Annotated in this window: 13 protein-coding genes; 7 read left to right on the top strand and 6 right to left on the bottom strand. The window is 53.9% G+C overall.

What is annotated here, in order from left to right; genetic code table 11:
* Positions 1 to 63 precede the first annotated feature (63 nt).
* Complete coding sequence (gene galR / locus GW579_RS21410) at positions 64 to 1068, top strand: HTH-type transcriptional regulator GalR (RefSeq protein ID WP_152325427.1); 1005 nt, start codon at positions 64 to 66, stop codon at positions 1066 to 1068.
* Here galR and GW579_RS21405 read toward each other — a convergent pair.
* From GW579_RS21405 to GW579_RS21385, 5 genes are all read right to left on the bottom strand, one after another.
* Positions 1065 to 1514, bottom strand: a complete 450-nt coding sequence (locus GW579_RS21405; protein ID WP_165061738.1) for a GNAT family N-acetyltransferase — start codon at positions 1512 to 1514, stop codon at positions 1065 to 1067. The genes galR and GW579_RS21405 overlap by 4 nt on opposite strands.
* Positions 1515 to 1516: 2 nt before the next feature.
* Positions 1517 to 2290 (bottom strand): FCD domain-containing protein, encoded by a 774-nt coding sequence (locus GW579_RS21400; protein WP_152325445.1) that lies wholly within the window; start codon positions 2288 to 2290, stop codon positions 1517 to 1519.
* 69 nt (positions 2291 to 2359) lie between these two features.
* Complete coding sequence (locus tag GW579_RS21395; protein ID WP_101079257.1) at positions 2360 to 2677, bottom strand: PTS sugar transporter subunit IIB; 318 nt, start codon at positions 2675 to 2677, stop codon at positions 2360 to 2362.
* Between the two features lie 14 nt (positions 2678 to 2691).
* A complete protein-coding gene (locus GW579_RS21390) occupies positions 2692 to 4128 on the bottom strand; it encodes a glycoside hydrolase family 1 protein (RefSeq protein ID WP_165061735.1) in 1437 nt (478 codons plus the stop codon).
* A gap of 22 nt (positions 4129 to 4150) precedes the next feature.
* Complete coding sequence (locus GW579_RS21385) at positions 4151 to 5494, bottom strand: PTS sugar transporter subunit IIC (protein WP_101079259.1); 1344 nt, start codon at positions 5492 to 5494, stop codon at positions 4151 to 4153.
* Positions 5495 to 5772: 278 nt separating this feature from the next.
* Here GW579_RS21385 and GW579_RS21380 point away from each other — a divergent pair, with 278 nt between their 5' ends.
* Entirely contained in the window at positions 5773 to 6093 is a 321-nt protein-coding gene (locus tag GW579_RS21380) for a PTS lactose/cellobiose transporter subunit IIA (RefSeq protein WP_152325444.1), read from the top strand.
* A gap of 80 nt (positions 6094 to 6173) precedes the next feature.
* On the opposite strand, the gene lysA is transcribed toward GW579_RS21380, so the two are convergent.
* Entirely contained in the window at positions 6174 to 7433 is a 1260-nt protein-coding gene (lysA, locus tag GW579_RS21375) for a diaminopimelate decarboxylase (RefSeq protein ID WP_165061732.1), read from the bottom strand.
* A 135-nt stretch (positions 7434 to 7568) separates the two neighbouring features.
* On the opposite strand from lysA, the gene GW579_RS21370 reads away from it, so the two are divergent.
* The 5 genes from GW579_RS21370 to GW579_RS21350 all read left to right on the top strand — a co-directional run bounded on the left by GW579_RS21370 (position 7569) and on the right by GW579_RS21350 (position 14904).
* Positions 7569 to 8498, top strand: a complete 930-nt coding sequence (locus tag GW579_RS21370; RefSeq protein ID WP_165061729.1) for a LysR family transcriptional regulator — start codon at positions 7569 to 7571, stop codon at positions 8496 to 8498.
* A 67-nt stretch (positions 8499 to 8565) separates the two neighbouring features.
* Positions 8566 to 9420, top strand: a complete 855-nt coding sequence (locus GW579_RS21365) for a ChaN family lipoprotein (RefSeq protein ID WP_165061726.1) — start codon at positions 8566 to 8568, stop codon at positions 9418 to 9420.
* A 128-nt stretch (positions 9421 to 9548) separates the two neighbouring features.
* Positions 9549 to 10379 carry an energy transducer TonB gene (locus GW579_RS21360; protein ID WP_165061723.1) on the top strand — a complete coding sequence of 277 codons (831 nt, stop codon included), beginning with the start codon at positions 9549 to 9551 and terminating at the stop codon, positions 10377 to 10379.
* Between the two features lie 73 nt (positions 10380 to 10452).
* Positions 10453 to 12579, top strand: a complete 2127-nt coding sequence (locus tag GW579_RS21355) for a S9 family peptidase (RefSeq protein ID WP_165061720.1) — start codon at positions 10453 to 10455, stop codon at positions 12577 to 12579.
* 57 nt (positions 12580 to 12636) lie between these two features.
* Positions 12637 to 14904 (top strand): TonB-dependent receptor domain-containing protein, encoded by a 2268-nt coding sequence (locus GW579_RS21350; protein ID WP_165061717.1) that lies wholly within the window; start codon positions 12637 to 12639, stop codon positions 14902 to 14904.
* Positions 14905 to 14927: the final 23 nt, after the last annotated feature.

Here is a 14927-nt window from a genome sequence, read left to right as displayed (position 1 = left end):
ACCGGTCTTTTCCGCAAAACTGGGCAGTGTAAACGATTACCCTCACGGAATAGCGGAAGTGTTATGGCAACGATTAAGGATGTAGCAAAACTGGCAGGCGTATCGGTTGCGACCGTTTCACGCGTGATAAATCATTCTCCGAAAGCCAGTGAAAGCTCGCGGGAAGCCGTTCAGAACGCCATGCAGCATCTGCAATATCATCCGAATGCCAACGCCCGCGCACTGGCGCAACAGGCTACCGAAACCCTGGGCCTGATTGTGGCCGACGTGTCCGATCCTTTTTTTGGCGCGATGGTAAAAGCCGTCGAACAGGTGGCATATGCGACCGGCAATTTTCTGCTGATTGGTAACGGTTATCACAACGTGGAAAAAGAGCGTCAGGCCATCGAACAGCTGATCCGTCACCGCTGTGCGGCGCTGGTGGTCCACGCCAAAATGCTGCCTGAAGATGAACTGACCAGCCTGATGCAGCAAATTCCCGGCATGGTGCTGATCAACCGCACGCTGCCCGGTTTCGAGGAGCGCTGCATTGCGCTTGATGACCGCTACGGTTCATGGCTGGCAACCCGCCATCTGATTCAGGCAGGGCATCAGCGCATCGCCATTTTGTGTTCCAACCACGGCATTTCCGATGCCAGCGACCGTCTTCAGGGCTACATTGACGCGCTGACCGAACACAATATTCCTGTCGATGACAAACTGATTGCCTACGCCGAACCCGATGAAATCGGCGGCGAAAAAGCGATGGCGGACTTACTGGGATTAGGCAAAAGCTTTACCGCCGTGACCTGCTACAACGACCCGATGGCCGCCGGTGCGCTTTCGGTATTAAGCGATAACAGCATTGATGTGCCGGGGGAAATTTCTCTGATCGGGTTTGATGACGTGCTGATTTCGCGGTATCTGCGCCCGCGTCTGACCACGGTGCGTTATCCGGTTGTCGCGATGGCGAATCAGGCTGCGCAGCTGGCGTTAGCGCTGGCAAACGGCCAGCCGCTGCCCGAAACCACTCACATGTTCAGCCCGACGCTGGTGCGCCGTCACTCGGTGAGTTCTCCGGGGAATTAAAGGAATTGCTGGTAAACGCGGACAGGTTTGTCAGGGTAATCCAGCGCATCGCCGATGTATTTCCAGCCCAAACGTTCGTAGTAGCCGGTAAATTCAGCGTAGAGATAGAGTTCGGAAAAGCCGCTGCGGCGGCTGTGCTCCAGCACGAAAGCCTGCAATTCCTGCCCTAACCCGCGCGATCTGTAACCTTCATCAACGTACAGCGCCGCCAGCCAAGGTGTGAGATCCTGACGGCTGATTAAATCGCAGCGCCATAACCCGACCGTTCCCGCCAGCGTATCGCCCTCGAGCGCGATAAAGGTTTGTGGCAAATCCGCACCGCGCAGGCTGCTTTGCACCACGCTTTCAAAAAACGCCCGGCTGTTTTCACTGCCAAACGCTTTCCACAGCCAGTCCGTGACGGTTTCCTGAAATTCCGGGCGTTCGCTGAGATTGATGATCTTCATACTCAGACCAGTTTCCCCTGAAAAATCGGCACAGATTCAAACAGATAACCGTCGAACTCAGGCGCATCAACATCAGAAAGTTCCATCAGCGTGTTCTTCACATTTTCCATGTGCTGCCACATGGCCTGATACGAACCCATCACGTCGCGGCGGCGCAGTGCGGCCAAAATATTCTGATGATCTGCCAGCCATTTCAGCCGGTAACCGCGCGTGGCGATGTGGCTGTGTAATTGTTTCCAGAGCGGGCTGGAATCGCGATGCATCCAGATATTTTTGACGGAATCGAGCAGCATCTGGTTCTGCGTTGCACCGGCGATCAGCAGGTGAAAAAGGCGGTCGTTATCACCACTTTCGTCGTTGGCAACAATCGCGATTTGTTCCTGCTCCAGCGTGCGGCGCAGGTTTTCGATATCCGCCTTGGTCGCCATTTTGGCGGCAAACGCGGCAATATTACTTTCGAGCAACTGCCGCGCCTGTAAAATTTCAAACGGGCCAATCTGCCCCTGATACATCAGTTCGTCTTCGCCCTCTTCCTGCGAAGGAATGCGGATCACGTAAACGCCGGAGCCCTGGCGGATATCCACCGTGCCTTCGAGTTCCAGCATCAGCAGAGCTTCACGCACGATAGTCCGGCTGACGCCGTAGGTTTCAGCCATATTTCGTTCAGGCGGCAGGCGGGAACCCACAGCGAAATGCCCCTGCTTGATTTGCTCGCGCAGGTCGTGCCCGATTTCCTGATACTGCTTTCTGTCCTGCGAAACCACACCTTTATCCACACATTCACCCTGATGCAAAGACTGACAAATTGGCTCCAAAGACAGAGCCAATGGACCTACGCTGAAGGGTCAGTGTATCAAACTTAATGCCTGATCCAGCACTTTGGCGCCGTTCAGGGTTCCGTATGCCACCATGTCGATCACGGCGATGGGAATGTTGTGTTCATCCGTCAGCTTTTTATTTTCCGCCAGTTTGAACCGCACCTGCGGCCCTAACAGCACAACCTGAATGTCACGTCCGTAGGCCTCAAGTTCGTCGCGCAGATTATTTTCCGGGATGGCGTAAATCTTAAATTCCAGCCCGCGGGCTGCCGCTTCTTTTTCCATTTTGGTGACCACAAGGGAAGTGGACATCCCTGCCGAACAAGCTAAAACGAGTCGTTTCATAATGTTTCCTCGGGTTATTTATCTTCATCGTCCAGTGTTAAAGACAACACACCACTTTCACTCAGCGATTTAAACCAGTGAGATGATTTCTTCTGACGGCGATCACGGTTGTTATCAAGATCAATCTCGATCAGCCCGTAACGGTTTTTAAAAGCATTCATCGGCGAGACGTTATCGGTAAAAGCCCAGAGCATATATCCCTGACAATTTGCACCGTCTTCCCGCGCCTTTAATGTCCAGTAAAGATGTTCGGCAATAAATTCAATACGATAATCGTCCTGAATTTCTCCGCTGCTGGCATCACGGAACTGGCCTTCATTTTCAATGCCCATTCCGTTCTCAGCAATAAACCATGGAATATTTCCGTATTCCGTTTTAATGCGCATTGCAAAGTCATAAACAATTTTCGGGTAAATTTCCCAGCCACGGGATTTATTCATCCTGCGGCCCGGCAGTTCAAAATGTTCGTAGTAAAACGCGGGATGGAATGGCGTCTCTTTATTCCATTCACGGGACGGGGCTTTAACACGGTGCGGGTAATACAGATTAATGCCCACTTCGTCCACCGTGTTATTACGGATAACCGCCAGTTCCTGCTCTGAATAATCAAACTGCACGTGGTGCTTTTGCAGCAAATCGAGCAATTCCTGCGGGTATTCGCCTTTAATCATCGGGTCTAAAAATACGCGGTTATAGAATAAATCGTATAAATGCGCCGCCTTCTGATCGTGCGCCGCCGCTGAACGGGCGTACGTCACTTCCGGGTTTAAAATCACGCCCATCGTGCCGTGCGAACCGTAACCTTTACGGTGAAACAGCTCGACGACTTTGGCGGTTGCCAGCACTTTGTGATGATTCCACTGCATCCATTTACCGGTGTTCTGCTCGAAAGGCCAGCGGATTGCGTCCAGATACACGCGGGTTTGCACCACTACCGGCTCGTTGAAAGTGAACCAGCGGCTGACCTTCCCGGCGAAGCGCTCAAGCACTTTATCCGCGTACAGGACAAAAAGCTCAACGACTTTTTTCGAGCCCCAGCCGTCATATTTTTCAAGCAGATACGCCGGTAATTCGTAGTGTTCGAGGCACAGCATCGGCTCAATGCCGTTGCGCTTCATCTCATCCAGAAGATTGCCGATGTACGCCGCATATTCCTCATCAACCGTACCCAGTTCGTAGTCGGTGAAAAAGCGCGACCAGTTAACTGAGGTGCGGTAATGCGTCAGCCCGCTGGCCTTCATCAGCGCCACATCTTCTTTATAACGGTTAATGAAATCAGTGGCTTTCGCCGGGCCGTAGCCGTTGTGCCAGACGTGGCGGTTGTTTTTGTACCAGAGATCCAGATACGAATCCTGCCCGTCCTTTTTGCCACTCCAGCCTTCGGTTTGCCACGCAGAAGCCGCCGCACCGAGAATAAACCCGTCAGGAATGGTGATTGAAACTTTGCTCATAATTTTCCTCGTTGTCCCGGATTCAGGCCGTTGCAGCGCGTTTTTGCTGCTGCGCGATAGCGTCAATCTGCGCCTGTTCTGCACGGCGCGAAGCCACTTTGACGAACGGCAGATAAATCAGCACAGCCACCACGATGCAGCCAATTTGGGTAATCACCGCGCCCATCGAACCGGCGGTAGACAGCCAGGCGTTGATGATCGGCGGCGTGGTCCACGGCACCATGACCACGGCACGTCCGGCAAAACCCAGGCTGGTCGCAAAATACCCGATAGTGCCGGTGATGAGCGGCGTGATGATGAACGGGATCGCCAGAATCGGGTTGAGCATGATCGGCATGCCAAAAATCACCGGTTCATTGATGTTGAAGAAGCCCGGCCCCATGGATAATTTGGCGATTTCGCGCATTTCTTTGCGGCGCGTTCCCAGCATGACCGCCAGCAAAAGCCCGATAGTGCAGCCGGAGCCGCCGATGCTCATGTACACATCCCAGAACGGCATGGTGATGATGTTCGGCACTTCATGTCCCTGCTCGAACGCCGTCATGTTCACCATGATCGCGCCCAGCAGCAGCGGCTCACGGATGGGTTTGATCATCTGATTGCCGTGAATACCAATGACCCAGAACAGTTGCGCGACAAACATCAGCAGCAGAATGCCCGGCAGGCTTTGCATCACCGATTCCAGAGGACGCTGGATCACCTGATACACCGCGTCGTACAAATACATGCCGGTCACGCGATGGAAAACGAAGCCGAATGTGGCGACGATAACCACGGTAATAATCGCGGGGATCAGTGCGGAGAACGACGCGGAAACGTTCGGCGGCACACTTTCCGGCATTTTAATCCGCAGGCCGTTAACCTTTTCCAGGCGGGAATATATTTCCACCGAGAGAATGGCAATAAACATGCCAAGGAACAGGCTTTTGGTGTCGGAGAATTGTTTCGCCAGCACGTCTTTCACTTCCTGCATCTGGCCGTTGACCATCATATCGACGGTCGTCGGCGTGACGGCAATAAAACAAATCACCGCCAGCAGGCCGGGAAATAACGAACGCGAACCGTTAATTTTGCCCAGTTCAATACCAATTAAAAATACCGCGCCGATGGTCAGGAAACTCAGCGTGGCATAGTTAATACTGCTCATAATCGGTTTGAGCGTCGCCAGCCAGGAGAACATTTCAAAGTGGGCTAATCCGTTTTTCGGATCCATCACCATATTTGAAATTAAAACTGAGAATGCCCCCACGATAATGACCGGCATTAACGTGATAAAAGAAGCCTTAATAGCCATGATGTATCTGAGGCTATTAAAAGTATTCGCGAATCCCCCGAGAGAATCGATAAAACGGTCTTTCAGTGACATGACACCACCTCTTTTAATATTGTGTTTTGCTTTACAGGTGTTTGTTTCGCATTGACCTTTTGACGTATCAGAGGATAAAGGTTGAGTGCGAATATAAAGTCAGATTCCGGTTCTGAGAGAAATTCCGTCCATCTTTTGGGTCATTATTGTCTTAATGTGGCATGCCAAAAAATAGCGGAATACGAATTAATTTCTGTGACAGCGTTCTCACATGTGAATATTGGAATTCCAATATGATGAATTCACCCCTTTCTGGTATACCAATTTTGGAGATGTCGATGGAATTCGATCTGGAACAAACGGTAATGGAGTTATTGATCAACGCCGGGGAAGCGCGTTCTAACGCGATGATGGCGATTCAGCACGCCCGCAAAAAGGAATGGGAGCAGGCGGATGCCATGCTGAAAGCCTCAGACGATGCGGCGCGCGTCGCTCACAAAGTGCAGACGCAGCTGATCGGGCTGGATGAAGGCGTGGGAAAAATACCGGTAAATCTGATTATGGTGCATTCGCAGGATCATCTGATGACCGCCATGCTGTGCCGCGAACTGGCCGAAGAAATCGTGTTACTGAGGAAAGAGATGTTTGAAAAACAGTAAATTCAACACGAAACTCCCCTGCGAAAAAGTACAGAGAACTCGTTCAGCTCCTCCCCCTTTCGCAGGGGGAGGAGCTGAGCTTACAGCTCTAAAGCGATTAACTCTTCCACCGTCTGCCTGCGACGAATCAGCCGCGGGACGCCATTTTCGAACAGTACTTCCGGCAGCAGCGGACGGGTGTTGTAGTTAGAAGACATCGATGCGCCATAGGCACCGGTATCGTGGAACACCAGATAATCGCCAATCTGCAACGGTGGGAGCGGGAAGGTTTCAACGCCGCCGCCTGCCTGCTGGGTAAAAACGTCACCGGATTCACACAAAGGCCCGGCAATCACGGATTCCGTCAGCGCCTGACCGCTGAGGTCGCGGCCATCTGCCGGTAACAGCGAAATATGGTGATAACTGCCGTACATCGCCGGACGCATCAGGTCGTTAAACCCCGCGTCGCACAACACAAAATGGCGACTGCCCATGTTTTTCACCGCACGGATTTGCGCCACCAGCACGCCGGATTCCGCCACCAGGAAACGCCCCGGTTCGATTTCCAGTTTCACTTCATGTCCGAGGTGTGCCGCAATCTGCTCACGCGCACGGTTCCACAAACCAAAATAATGGCCGGTATCGATAGATTCTTCGTCAAAATGATACGGAATCGACAACCCGCCGCCCGCTGAAATCGCTTCAATATCTTGTCCGGTTTCAATGACCTGGCGAACCATCGCATCACAAACCTGCTCAAGATGGCCGTAATCCACGCCGGAACCAATGTGCATATGAATGCCCACCAGTTTCAGGCCGTAACGGGCAATTTCAGCCAGCGCCTGCGGTAAATCGGCATGCCAGATCCCGTGTTTGCTGTTCTCACCGCCGGTATTGGTTTTCTGGCTGTGACCGTGGCCGAAACCCGGATTCACGCGCAGCCACACCGGATGCCCGGCTTTGTGCTGACCAATCTGACTGAGCATATCAATGGAACCGGCGTTTACCGGGATATCCAGCGCCGTCACACGTTCCAGCGTCGGCTGATCCAGCACGTCGGCGGTAAACACGATTTCACTGTTTTCACGCCCCGGAATAAAACCGGCCACCAGCGCACGTTCTATTTCGCCCAGCGATACCGAATCCACCTTCACGCCCTGCTCACGCATCAGGCGAAGAATATGAATATTCGAACAGGCTTTTTGCGCAAAGCGGATCACATCAAATTCACGTAACTGTGCAATACGTTGCTTAATGATTTCAGCGTCATACGCCCAGACCGGGCAACCAAATTGTTGCACAAGCGCCAGCAAATTCGCGGCGTTAAGTGCAGTGGACGTATCGTTCAGGGCGCGTGGCATAAGATTTTCCGTCAGATGAAGGCTGTCATATTTCGTTCAGTATGACGGCAGATGAAGCAGCGATAAAATATCTATTTCAGGCCAGTCTATTCATTTATGATATGGATAAATGCCTTGCCGGAATGCGATAAACTCATGCCCGCTCTCTCCTTGCGCCACATCGAAATCTTTCATGCCGTGATGACCACCGGCAACCTGACTGAAGCCGCCGCGCTGCTCAATACTTCACAGCCAACGGTCAGCCGCGAGCTGGCGCGCTGTGAAAAGCTGCTGGATTTGCAGTTGTTCGAACGCCTGCGCGGGCGTTTATACCCGACGGTGCAGGGTTTGCGGCTGTTTGAAGAAGTGCAGAGATCGTATTACGGGCTGGACCGGATCATCAGCGCAGCGGAAGGGATCCGCCAGTTTGAGCAGGCGCAGCTGTCTATTGCCTGTCTGCCGGTTTTCAGCCAGTCGCTGTTACCGGCGGTTTGTAAGCCGTTTCTCGACAAGTATCCTGACGTCAGTTTTAACATTGTGCCGCAGGAATCGCCGCTGCTTGAAGAGTGGCTGTCGGCGCAGCGCCATGATCTGGGTCTGACGGAAAATACCCAGACGCCCGCCGGTACTGAACGCCAGACGCTGATGACGCTCAACGAAGTTTGCGTCCTGCCCGCAGGTCATCCGCTGGCGGCGAAAAAGCGCCTGACACCGCAGGATTTCAGCGGCCTGAACTTTATCAGTTTGTCGGCCACCGACAGCTACCGGCAGTTACTGGATACGCTGTTCGCCGAGCAGCAGGTCACCCGGCGGCTGGTGATGGAAACACACAGCGCCGCCTCGGTGTGCAGCATGGTGCGCGAAGGCGCGGGCGTGTCAGTGGTCAATCCGCTGACGGCGCTGGATTATGCCGAACGCGACCACGGCGTGGTGATTCGCGAATTCAGCGTCGCCGTGCCGTTTACCGTCAGCCTGATCAAACCGCTGCACCGCCCTGCTTCCGCGCTGGTCACGACGTTTACCGAACATTGTCATCAGCAGGCACAACGGTTCGCAGAACGCCTCGAGGGGGTCGTCGGCGGCTGATCTTGTAAATGATAATCATTATCCATAACATGCGGGCACTGTCCCGCTATGGAAAATGAGGATCCCAATGAAAAAGCTGTTACTTCTGGCCACGCTTGCACTGACCGCCTGCTCGACCGCACCGCACAATACCGCCGTTCCCGCCACCGCGCCTTCAGGCCAGATTCAGGATTTACGCACCGGAAAAACGCTGACGCCGGATCAGCTGCTCCGCCAGCTTGCCGCCGCGCCAGGGGTCATCGTCGGCGAAAAACATGACAACCCCGCGCATCATCAGATTGAAAACTGGCTGGTTCAGCGCCTGCCGGAGATCCGCCCGCAGGGCAGCGTGCTAATGGAAATGCTGACGCCGGATCAGCAGCCGAAAGTCGATCAGGTAAAAGCCTGGCTGCAAACCGGCGCGCAAGCGCGGCCTGCCCGGGTTGCAGAGCTGATTAACTGGCAGAAAAGCTGGGACTGGACGATGTACGGCGATGTGGTGATGACCGCGATGAAAGCGCCGTATCCGCTGCTTTCCGCCAATCTGGATCGCAGTGAAATCATGGCATTTTACGAAAAACCCGTCTTCCCGGCAGGCGTTCACGCGGCGGATCCGCGGGTTCGTGATGCCATCAGCGACACCATCCGCACTTCCCATCAGCAAAATATCGATGCAAAGCAGTTACATGCGATGCTCGCCATTCAGCAACAACGCGATCGCCGCATGGCTGAGCGTCTGCTGGCCGCGCCTGCACCCGCATTGCTGATTGCCGGGGGCTATCACGCCGGAAAAAGTATCGGCGTGCCGGTGCATATTCAGGATCTGGATCCTCAGGCGTCTGTCACCGTTCTGATACTGGCCGAAAAAGGCATAGTGATTGATAAATCACAGGCCGATTTTGTCTGGACGACGGCAGCCGTGGCGGCGAAATCCGCGCCCTGATAACCCCTGATTTATTGTGACCATTGAAATTAAATTGTGGAGGAATCGAAAGTTTCTTGTTAAGACCCATTACAAATGATTACTATTATCAAATAATATTGAATCTCATTATCATTTTAATGGACTAAATGACTACTTACTCTCCTTCCGGCTCTCCGGCTGCTGCGGCGTTTGTCTTCCGCCCTCAGCGCCGGAGTCTCGGCTTTCTCTTATCAGTGACGCTTCACGTCGCGCTGGCCGCATTTTTCCTGTGGTCCGCACCCGTACCGCCACCTGTCGAACTGCCGCCTCCCGCCGTCATGCTGACGTTTTCCGCTGATATCGAAAATAACCAACTGACTAAACCGCTGCCGGTAGGCATTGTGCAGGCGGTGGATTCGGCTGCGTCCAGCCAGCAGGAAGCCGTGCAGCAGCAACAAAAAAACATCACGCCACCGGTCAATGAAAGCGCGGAAATCAAACTGGTTCAGCAGCATAAGAAACCGAAAGAACAGCAAAAACGCCCGAAACCGGTACAGAAAACGCAGGAGCGCTCGCAGGATCAAACCCGCGCTTCCGCTGCCAGTGCTGCCGCGCCACCGGCAACCGCAAGCCTTTCCGACAAAATCGCCGCACCGATGAACAGCGATTCTACGCAGTCCGCCAGCGCGAAAGTGACATGGGAAACCCGGGTGAAGGTGCAGCTCAATCGCCTGAAAAAATATCCGCAGGATGCGATTGCGCGCCACCGGACGGGTGTCGCACAGGTGGCGTTTGTCGTGGATGCGCGGGGAGAAATTGTCAGCAGCCGCCTGCTGAAATCTTCCGGCACGATGTCGATGGATCGCGAAGCGCTGGCTGTTTTGCAACGCGCCAGCCCGTTGCCGCCACCGCCGGGCGATATGCTGAAGGCCGGACAAGTGCCGGTCAGTATGCCGCTTGAATTCACACTCAGTGACGGCAGCAGCCGGAAGTCGTAAAACCAAACGGTTAATACCTTTATTCCTGAGTCTTTCAGGGAAGATTTATTTTTTTCAATATCATCGGGCCACTATGACTTTTTCACGTTTTATTACGCTGTTACTGGCGGGGACTCTCTTTTTCTGCTCGACGACAACTGCTGAATTCCAGCCGCCGGTCGCTGAAATACATCCGCATATTTTGAGCAGTGCAACGGAGCGCCGGACGGACAATTATTACTGGCTGCGCGACGATTCCCGGCAGGATCCTGAGGTCCTGAATTATCTGCGTGCGGAGAACCAGTACAGCGCGCAGGTCATGTCGCGCTGGTCAGATTTGACCAACACGCTGTATCAGGAAATGCGTCTGCGTCAGGGCGAACACACCGAATCCGTGCCCTACGAATTACGCGGTTATCGCTATCAGCAGCGTTATTTGCCGGGCCAGGATTATGCACAATATCTGCGTCAGCCGGTTGGCGGAAATACCGTCTGGCAGACGCTGGCCGATGCCAGCCAGCGTGCAGCGGGCAAAAAGTTTTATCAGTTTGGCGGGCTGGAAATCAGTCAGGATAATCAGCAGATGGCCATTGCCGAAGATACGCAGGGGCGTCGCCAGTTTGCCGTCAGCCTGCGCAATCTCACCACCGGCCGCTGGCAAAACGACGTACTGCAAAATACCTCGGGAAGTATGGCGTGGTCTGCCGACGGAAATTATTTGTTTTACATCCGTAATCACCCGCAAACGCTGATGCCGTATCAGGTTTATCGCCACAAAATCGGCACACCGGTGGCGCAGGACGCGCTGGTTTACGAAGAGAAAGATGGCGGATTTTACCTCGGCCTTTCCCGTTCGGCGTCCGGTGATTTCCTGATTATTCTCAGCAGCGGCAGTACGTCGTCTGAAGTTCATCTGATCCCGGCCGCCAGTCCGCTGGCGGTTCCGCAGCGCTTCGCGCCACGTCGTGCGGGCGTTGAATATTATCTGGATCATTACCGCGGCCAGTTCTTCATCCGCTCCAACCTGCACAGCCTGCATTTCGGTCTGTATCAGACGGCTCGCATCACAGGTCAGTGGCAAACGCTGATCGCGCCAGACGATAACCGTGATCTGGAAAACTTCGCCCTGTTCCGCCGCCATCTGGTATTGCAGATTCGCAGTCAGGGACGTGTGCAGCTCGAACAGATTGGCCGGGAAGACCACAAAACGCGAACCGTGCCGTTCGATGAAGAAAGTTACATGGCGTGGCTGGGTTCCAACCCCAGCCCGGAAACCGACAAGCTGCGTTACGGCTATTCCTCGATGACCACGCCAACCACGATTTATGAATGGGACATGGCGACCGGTACGCGCACGCTGTTGCAGCAAAAGCCGGTCGAAGGCGTTGATCCGGCGAATTACGCCAGTCAGCGGCTGATGATTACCGCCCGCGACGGCGTGCAGGTGCCGGTTTCGCTGGTGTACCGCAAATCGCTGTTTGAGAAAGACCGGAATCCGCTGCTGGCGTACGGCTACGGCGCGTACGGCATGAGCATGGATCCGGCGTTCAGCGCCAGCCGCGTCAGCTTGCTGGATCGCGGTTTTGTGTTCGCACTGATCCACGTTCGCGGCGGCGGCGAGCTGGGCCAGCAGTGGTATCAGCAAGGGAAACTTGACAAAAAACCGAATACCTTCAATGACTTTATTGATGCCACGCAGGCGCTGGCGGAGAAAGGTTTCGGCCAGCCGGGGCATTTATATGCTCAGGGCGGCAGCGCGGGCGGTCTGCTGGTGGGTGCCGTCATCAATCAGGCACCGGCGCTGTTTCACGCGGTCGTGGCGCAGGTGCCTTTCGTCGATGTGCTGACCACCATGTCTGACCCGACGTTACCGCTCACCGAAGGCGAGTACGAAGAGTGGGGAAATCCGGCGCAGCCCGCCGCCTATCAGACCATCAAATCCTACAGCCCTTACGACAATGTGCGACCGGTCGCTTATCCGAATCTGTTTGTGACAGCCGGATTGTACGACTCACAAGTGCCCTACTGGGAACCGGCGAAATGGGTCGCCAGATTACGCGCCATGAATCAGGGGAATTCCCTGATCTTACTGTCCACCGAAATGGCCGCCGGGCATGGCGGGAAATCAGGCCGCCTGAACCGCCTGAAAAATACCGCGCAGGAATACAGTTTCATCCTTGAGATGGACAAAAATAATAATAATCGCAGTCTCCGTTTTTAATTTATGGAACGCAATGCAAAGCAATAACGATTAGAAAATATCGCTCCTCGAGGGAATATGAAAAATACACTTTTCACCGGCATATTGAGTGCCGGTTTAACGCTGGCCGCACCGCTGGCAATCGCTGACACCACTGATTCAGAAAACAATAAAGAAACCGTCGCCTTCAGCCCGCTGAAAGTTTCCGCGGCAAAAGTAAACAGTGAACATGAAGCGATGGCAAAGCCCGGCGCGTTCAGCTCGCGCGGCGAAAACACCAACCTGCAATCGACCGATTCCGTGTTGCGCGGCATACCCGGCACCTTCACGCAAATTGACCCGAGCCAGGGCACGGTAGACATCAATATTCGCGGAATGTCCGGCTTTGGCCGCGTCAACACCATGATCGACGGCGTCACCCAAAACTTCTACGGCTCCTCAGTACCGGGCGGGATTTCCCACGGCTCGACGAGCAGCGCGGCAGGCGCACTGATCGACCCGAATTTCCTGGTCGGCATTGATGTCTCGCGCGGCTCCAGCGCCGGTTCAGCCGGGGTTAACGCCCTCGCGGGCAGCGCCAACCTGCGCACTATCGGCGTGGATGACGTGATTTTTTCCGACAATCCGTTCGGGATCCGCACCCGCTTTTCCGCCGGGAATAACGGCATCGGCGAAAGCGGTATGGTGGCGGTGGCGGGCAAAACAGACGCCTTCACCGACACCGGCAGTTTTGGCATTATGACGGCCATCAGCGGCAGTTCTATCGATGCTAATTTCAAAAATGGCGACGGTCAGAACAGCAGCGATTTCGGCTACGAAAAGAGTTACCGCCAGAATCCGAAATCCCAGTTAGTGAAAGTGGATATTAAACCGGATGAATTTAACTCTATTGAATTATCCGGGCGGCATTACGGGAATAAATTTACCCAGCGTGATATCCGCAGCGATGACTTCTATGTGAAATATCATTTCGCGCCCTTTTCTGAACTGGTGGATTTTAATCTGATGCTCAGCTCCAGCCGCGGGAATCAAAAGTATAACGAGGACACGCTTTATACTTTTTTTAATACCGATGCCAGCAATCAGTCCGACGCTCTCGATATTAATAATACCTCACGCTTTACGCTTGCTGACGTGGATTTGGCGTGGAGTTATGGCAGCAAGCTGATGCGAAATAAGTACGATAAAAACATCAACAGCAACGCCTGGGATCCGGATAACCCGGATGCGGCAGAACAGTCCATCGAGAACAACACTTTCCAGCCTTCCGGCAAGCAGGATGTTTACAGTCTGTATACCGGACTGGAGCTGAAAAAAGGCATCTGGCAGGCCAACTTTGACCTGAATTACAGCTATTACGATCTCAGCGGATACAAACCGGCGTGCGATCCGCGCGTCGCCTGTTTCCCGCAGGGCGGACAGGATATTCATTTAACTGAAGACGGATTTAACCCGTCGGTCATGTTGTCAGCGGAAGTCCGGCCGTGGTTCCAGCCGTTCGTCAGCTACAGCAAATCCATGCGCGGTCCGAACGTTCAGGAAGTGTTTTTCTCCAACTCCGGCGGCGCCTCCATGAACCCGTTCCTGAAAGGCGAACGGGCTGAAACCTACCAGATTGGTTTCAACTCCACCGCCGGTAACCTGTTGTTTGAAGAGGATGCTTTCCGCCTGAAGGCCCTGTATTACACCAGCAGAATCAAGAATTACATCTACAGCGAATCCTTTATGGTGTGCCGCAATGGCCGCAAATGCAGCATTGGCGAAAATATTCAAAACGACTGGGAAGATGCCAGCGATGAGTATTCCGACAACATGTATATCTACGTGAATTCCCTGTCGCCGGTGCGCACACACGGCGTCGAGATTGAAGCGGAATATGATGCCGGACGCGCCTTCGCCAAACTCTCGTTCAGCAAGGAACACACCAATCAGCCGACGTCGATCGCCACCGGTTCCTTTGGCGTCGGCAATATTAACGAGCTGCCGCAACTGTATTTCACGGTGGATACCGGCGTGCGTTTCCTCGATGAATCCCTGACCGTAGGCTCGCTGGTGAAATACACGGGGAAAACCCGCCGTACATCGCCGGATCAGAACTTCAACGAAAAAACCGGCGCGCTGGAAAACGAAGATATGCCGAAGATCCCGACGATTGTCGATCTCTACAGCACCTACGAAATCAACCGTAATGTGATGCTGAAATTCACCGTGCAGAACCTGATGGATAAAGATTATTCAGAAGCCCTGAATAAACTGAATTCTATGTACGGCCAGAATGACCCGGGCACGTCGGTTAACACAGCGCGCGGCCGGACGTATATCGCGGGCGGCGAAATCCGCTTCTGATCGCGTCACCTCAGAAAAAGCAA

The sequence above is a fragment of the Rahnella contaminans genome, assembly GCF_011065485.1.
GTDB classification, from domain to species: domain Bacteria; phylum Pseudomonadota; class Gammaproteobacteria; order Enterobacterales; family Enterobacteriaceae; genus Rahnella; species Rahnella contaminans.
Note: the sequence above shows the minus strand (reverse complement) of the source record. Positions and strands in the feature narration are given on the sequence as shown.

What these genes read in the sequence shown, in the direction of transcription:
- galR (WP_152325427.1), top strand. Translation starts at nt 64, where the DNA reads ATGGCAACGATTAAGGATGTAGCAAAACTGGCAGGCGTATCGGTTGCG.
- GW579_RS21405 (WP_165061738.1), bottom strand. Translation starts at nt 1,514, where the DNA reads ATGAAGATCATCAATCTCAGCGAACGCCCGGAATTTCAGGAAACCGTC.
- GW579_RS21395 (WP_101079257.1), bottom strand. Translation starts at nt 2,677, where the DNA reads ATGAAACGACTCGTTTTAGCTTGTTCGGCAGGGATGTCCACTTCCCTT.
- GW579_RS21390 (WP_165061735.1), bottom strand. Translation starts at nt 4,128, where the DNA reads ATGAGCAAAGTTTCAATCACCATTCCTGACGGGTTTATTCTCGGTGCG.
- GW579_RS21385 (WP_101079259.1), bottom strand. Translation starts at nt 5,494, where the DNA reads ATGTCACTGAAAGACCGTTTTATCGATTCTCTCGGGGGATTCGCGAAT.
- GW579_RS21380 (WP_152325444.1), top strand. Translation starts at nt 5,773, where the DNA reads ATGGAATTCGATCTGGAACAAACGGTAATGGAGTTATTGATCAACGCC.
- lysA (WP_165061732.1), bottom strand. Translation starts at nt 7,433, where the DNA reads ATGCCACGCGCCCTGAACGATACGTCCACTGCACTTAACGCCGCGAAT.
- GW579_RS21370 (WP_165061729.1), top strand. Translation starts at nt 7,569, where the DNA reads ATGCCCGCTCTCTCCTTGCGCCACATCGAAATCTTTCATGCCGTGATG.
- GW579_RS21365 (WP_165061726.1), top strand. Translation starts at nt 8,566, where the DNA reads ATGAAAAAGCTGTTACTTCTGGCCACGCTTGCACTGACCGCCTGCTCG.
- GW579_RS21360 (WP_165061723.1), top strand. Translation starts at nt 9,549, where the DNA reads ATGACTACTTACTCTCCTTCCGGCTCTCCGGCTGCTGCGGCGTTTGTC.
- GW579_RS21355 (WP_165061720.1), top strand. Translation starts at nt 10,453, where the DNA reads ATGACTTTTTCACGTTTTATTACGCTGTTACTGGCGGGGACTCTCTTT.
- GW579_RS21350 (WP_165061717.1), top strand. Translation starts at nt 12,637, where the DNA reads ATGAAAAATACACTTTTCACCGGCATATTGAGTGCCGGTTTAACGCTG.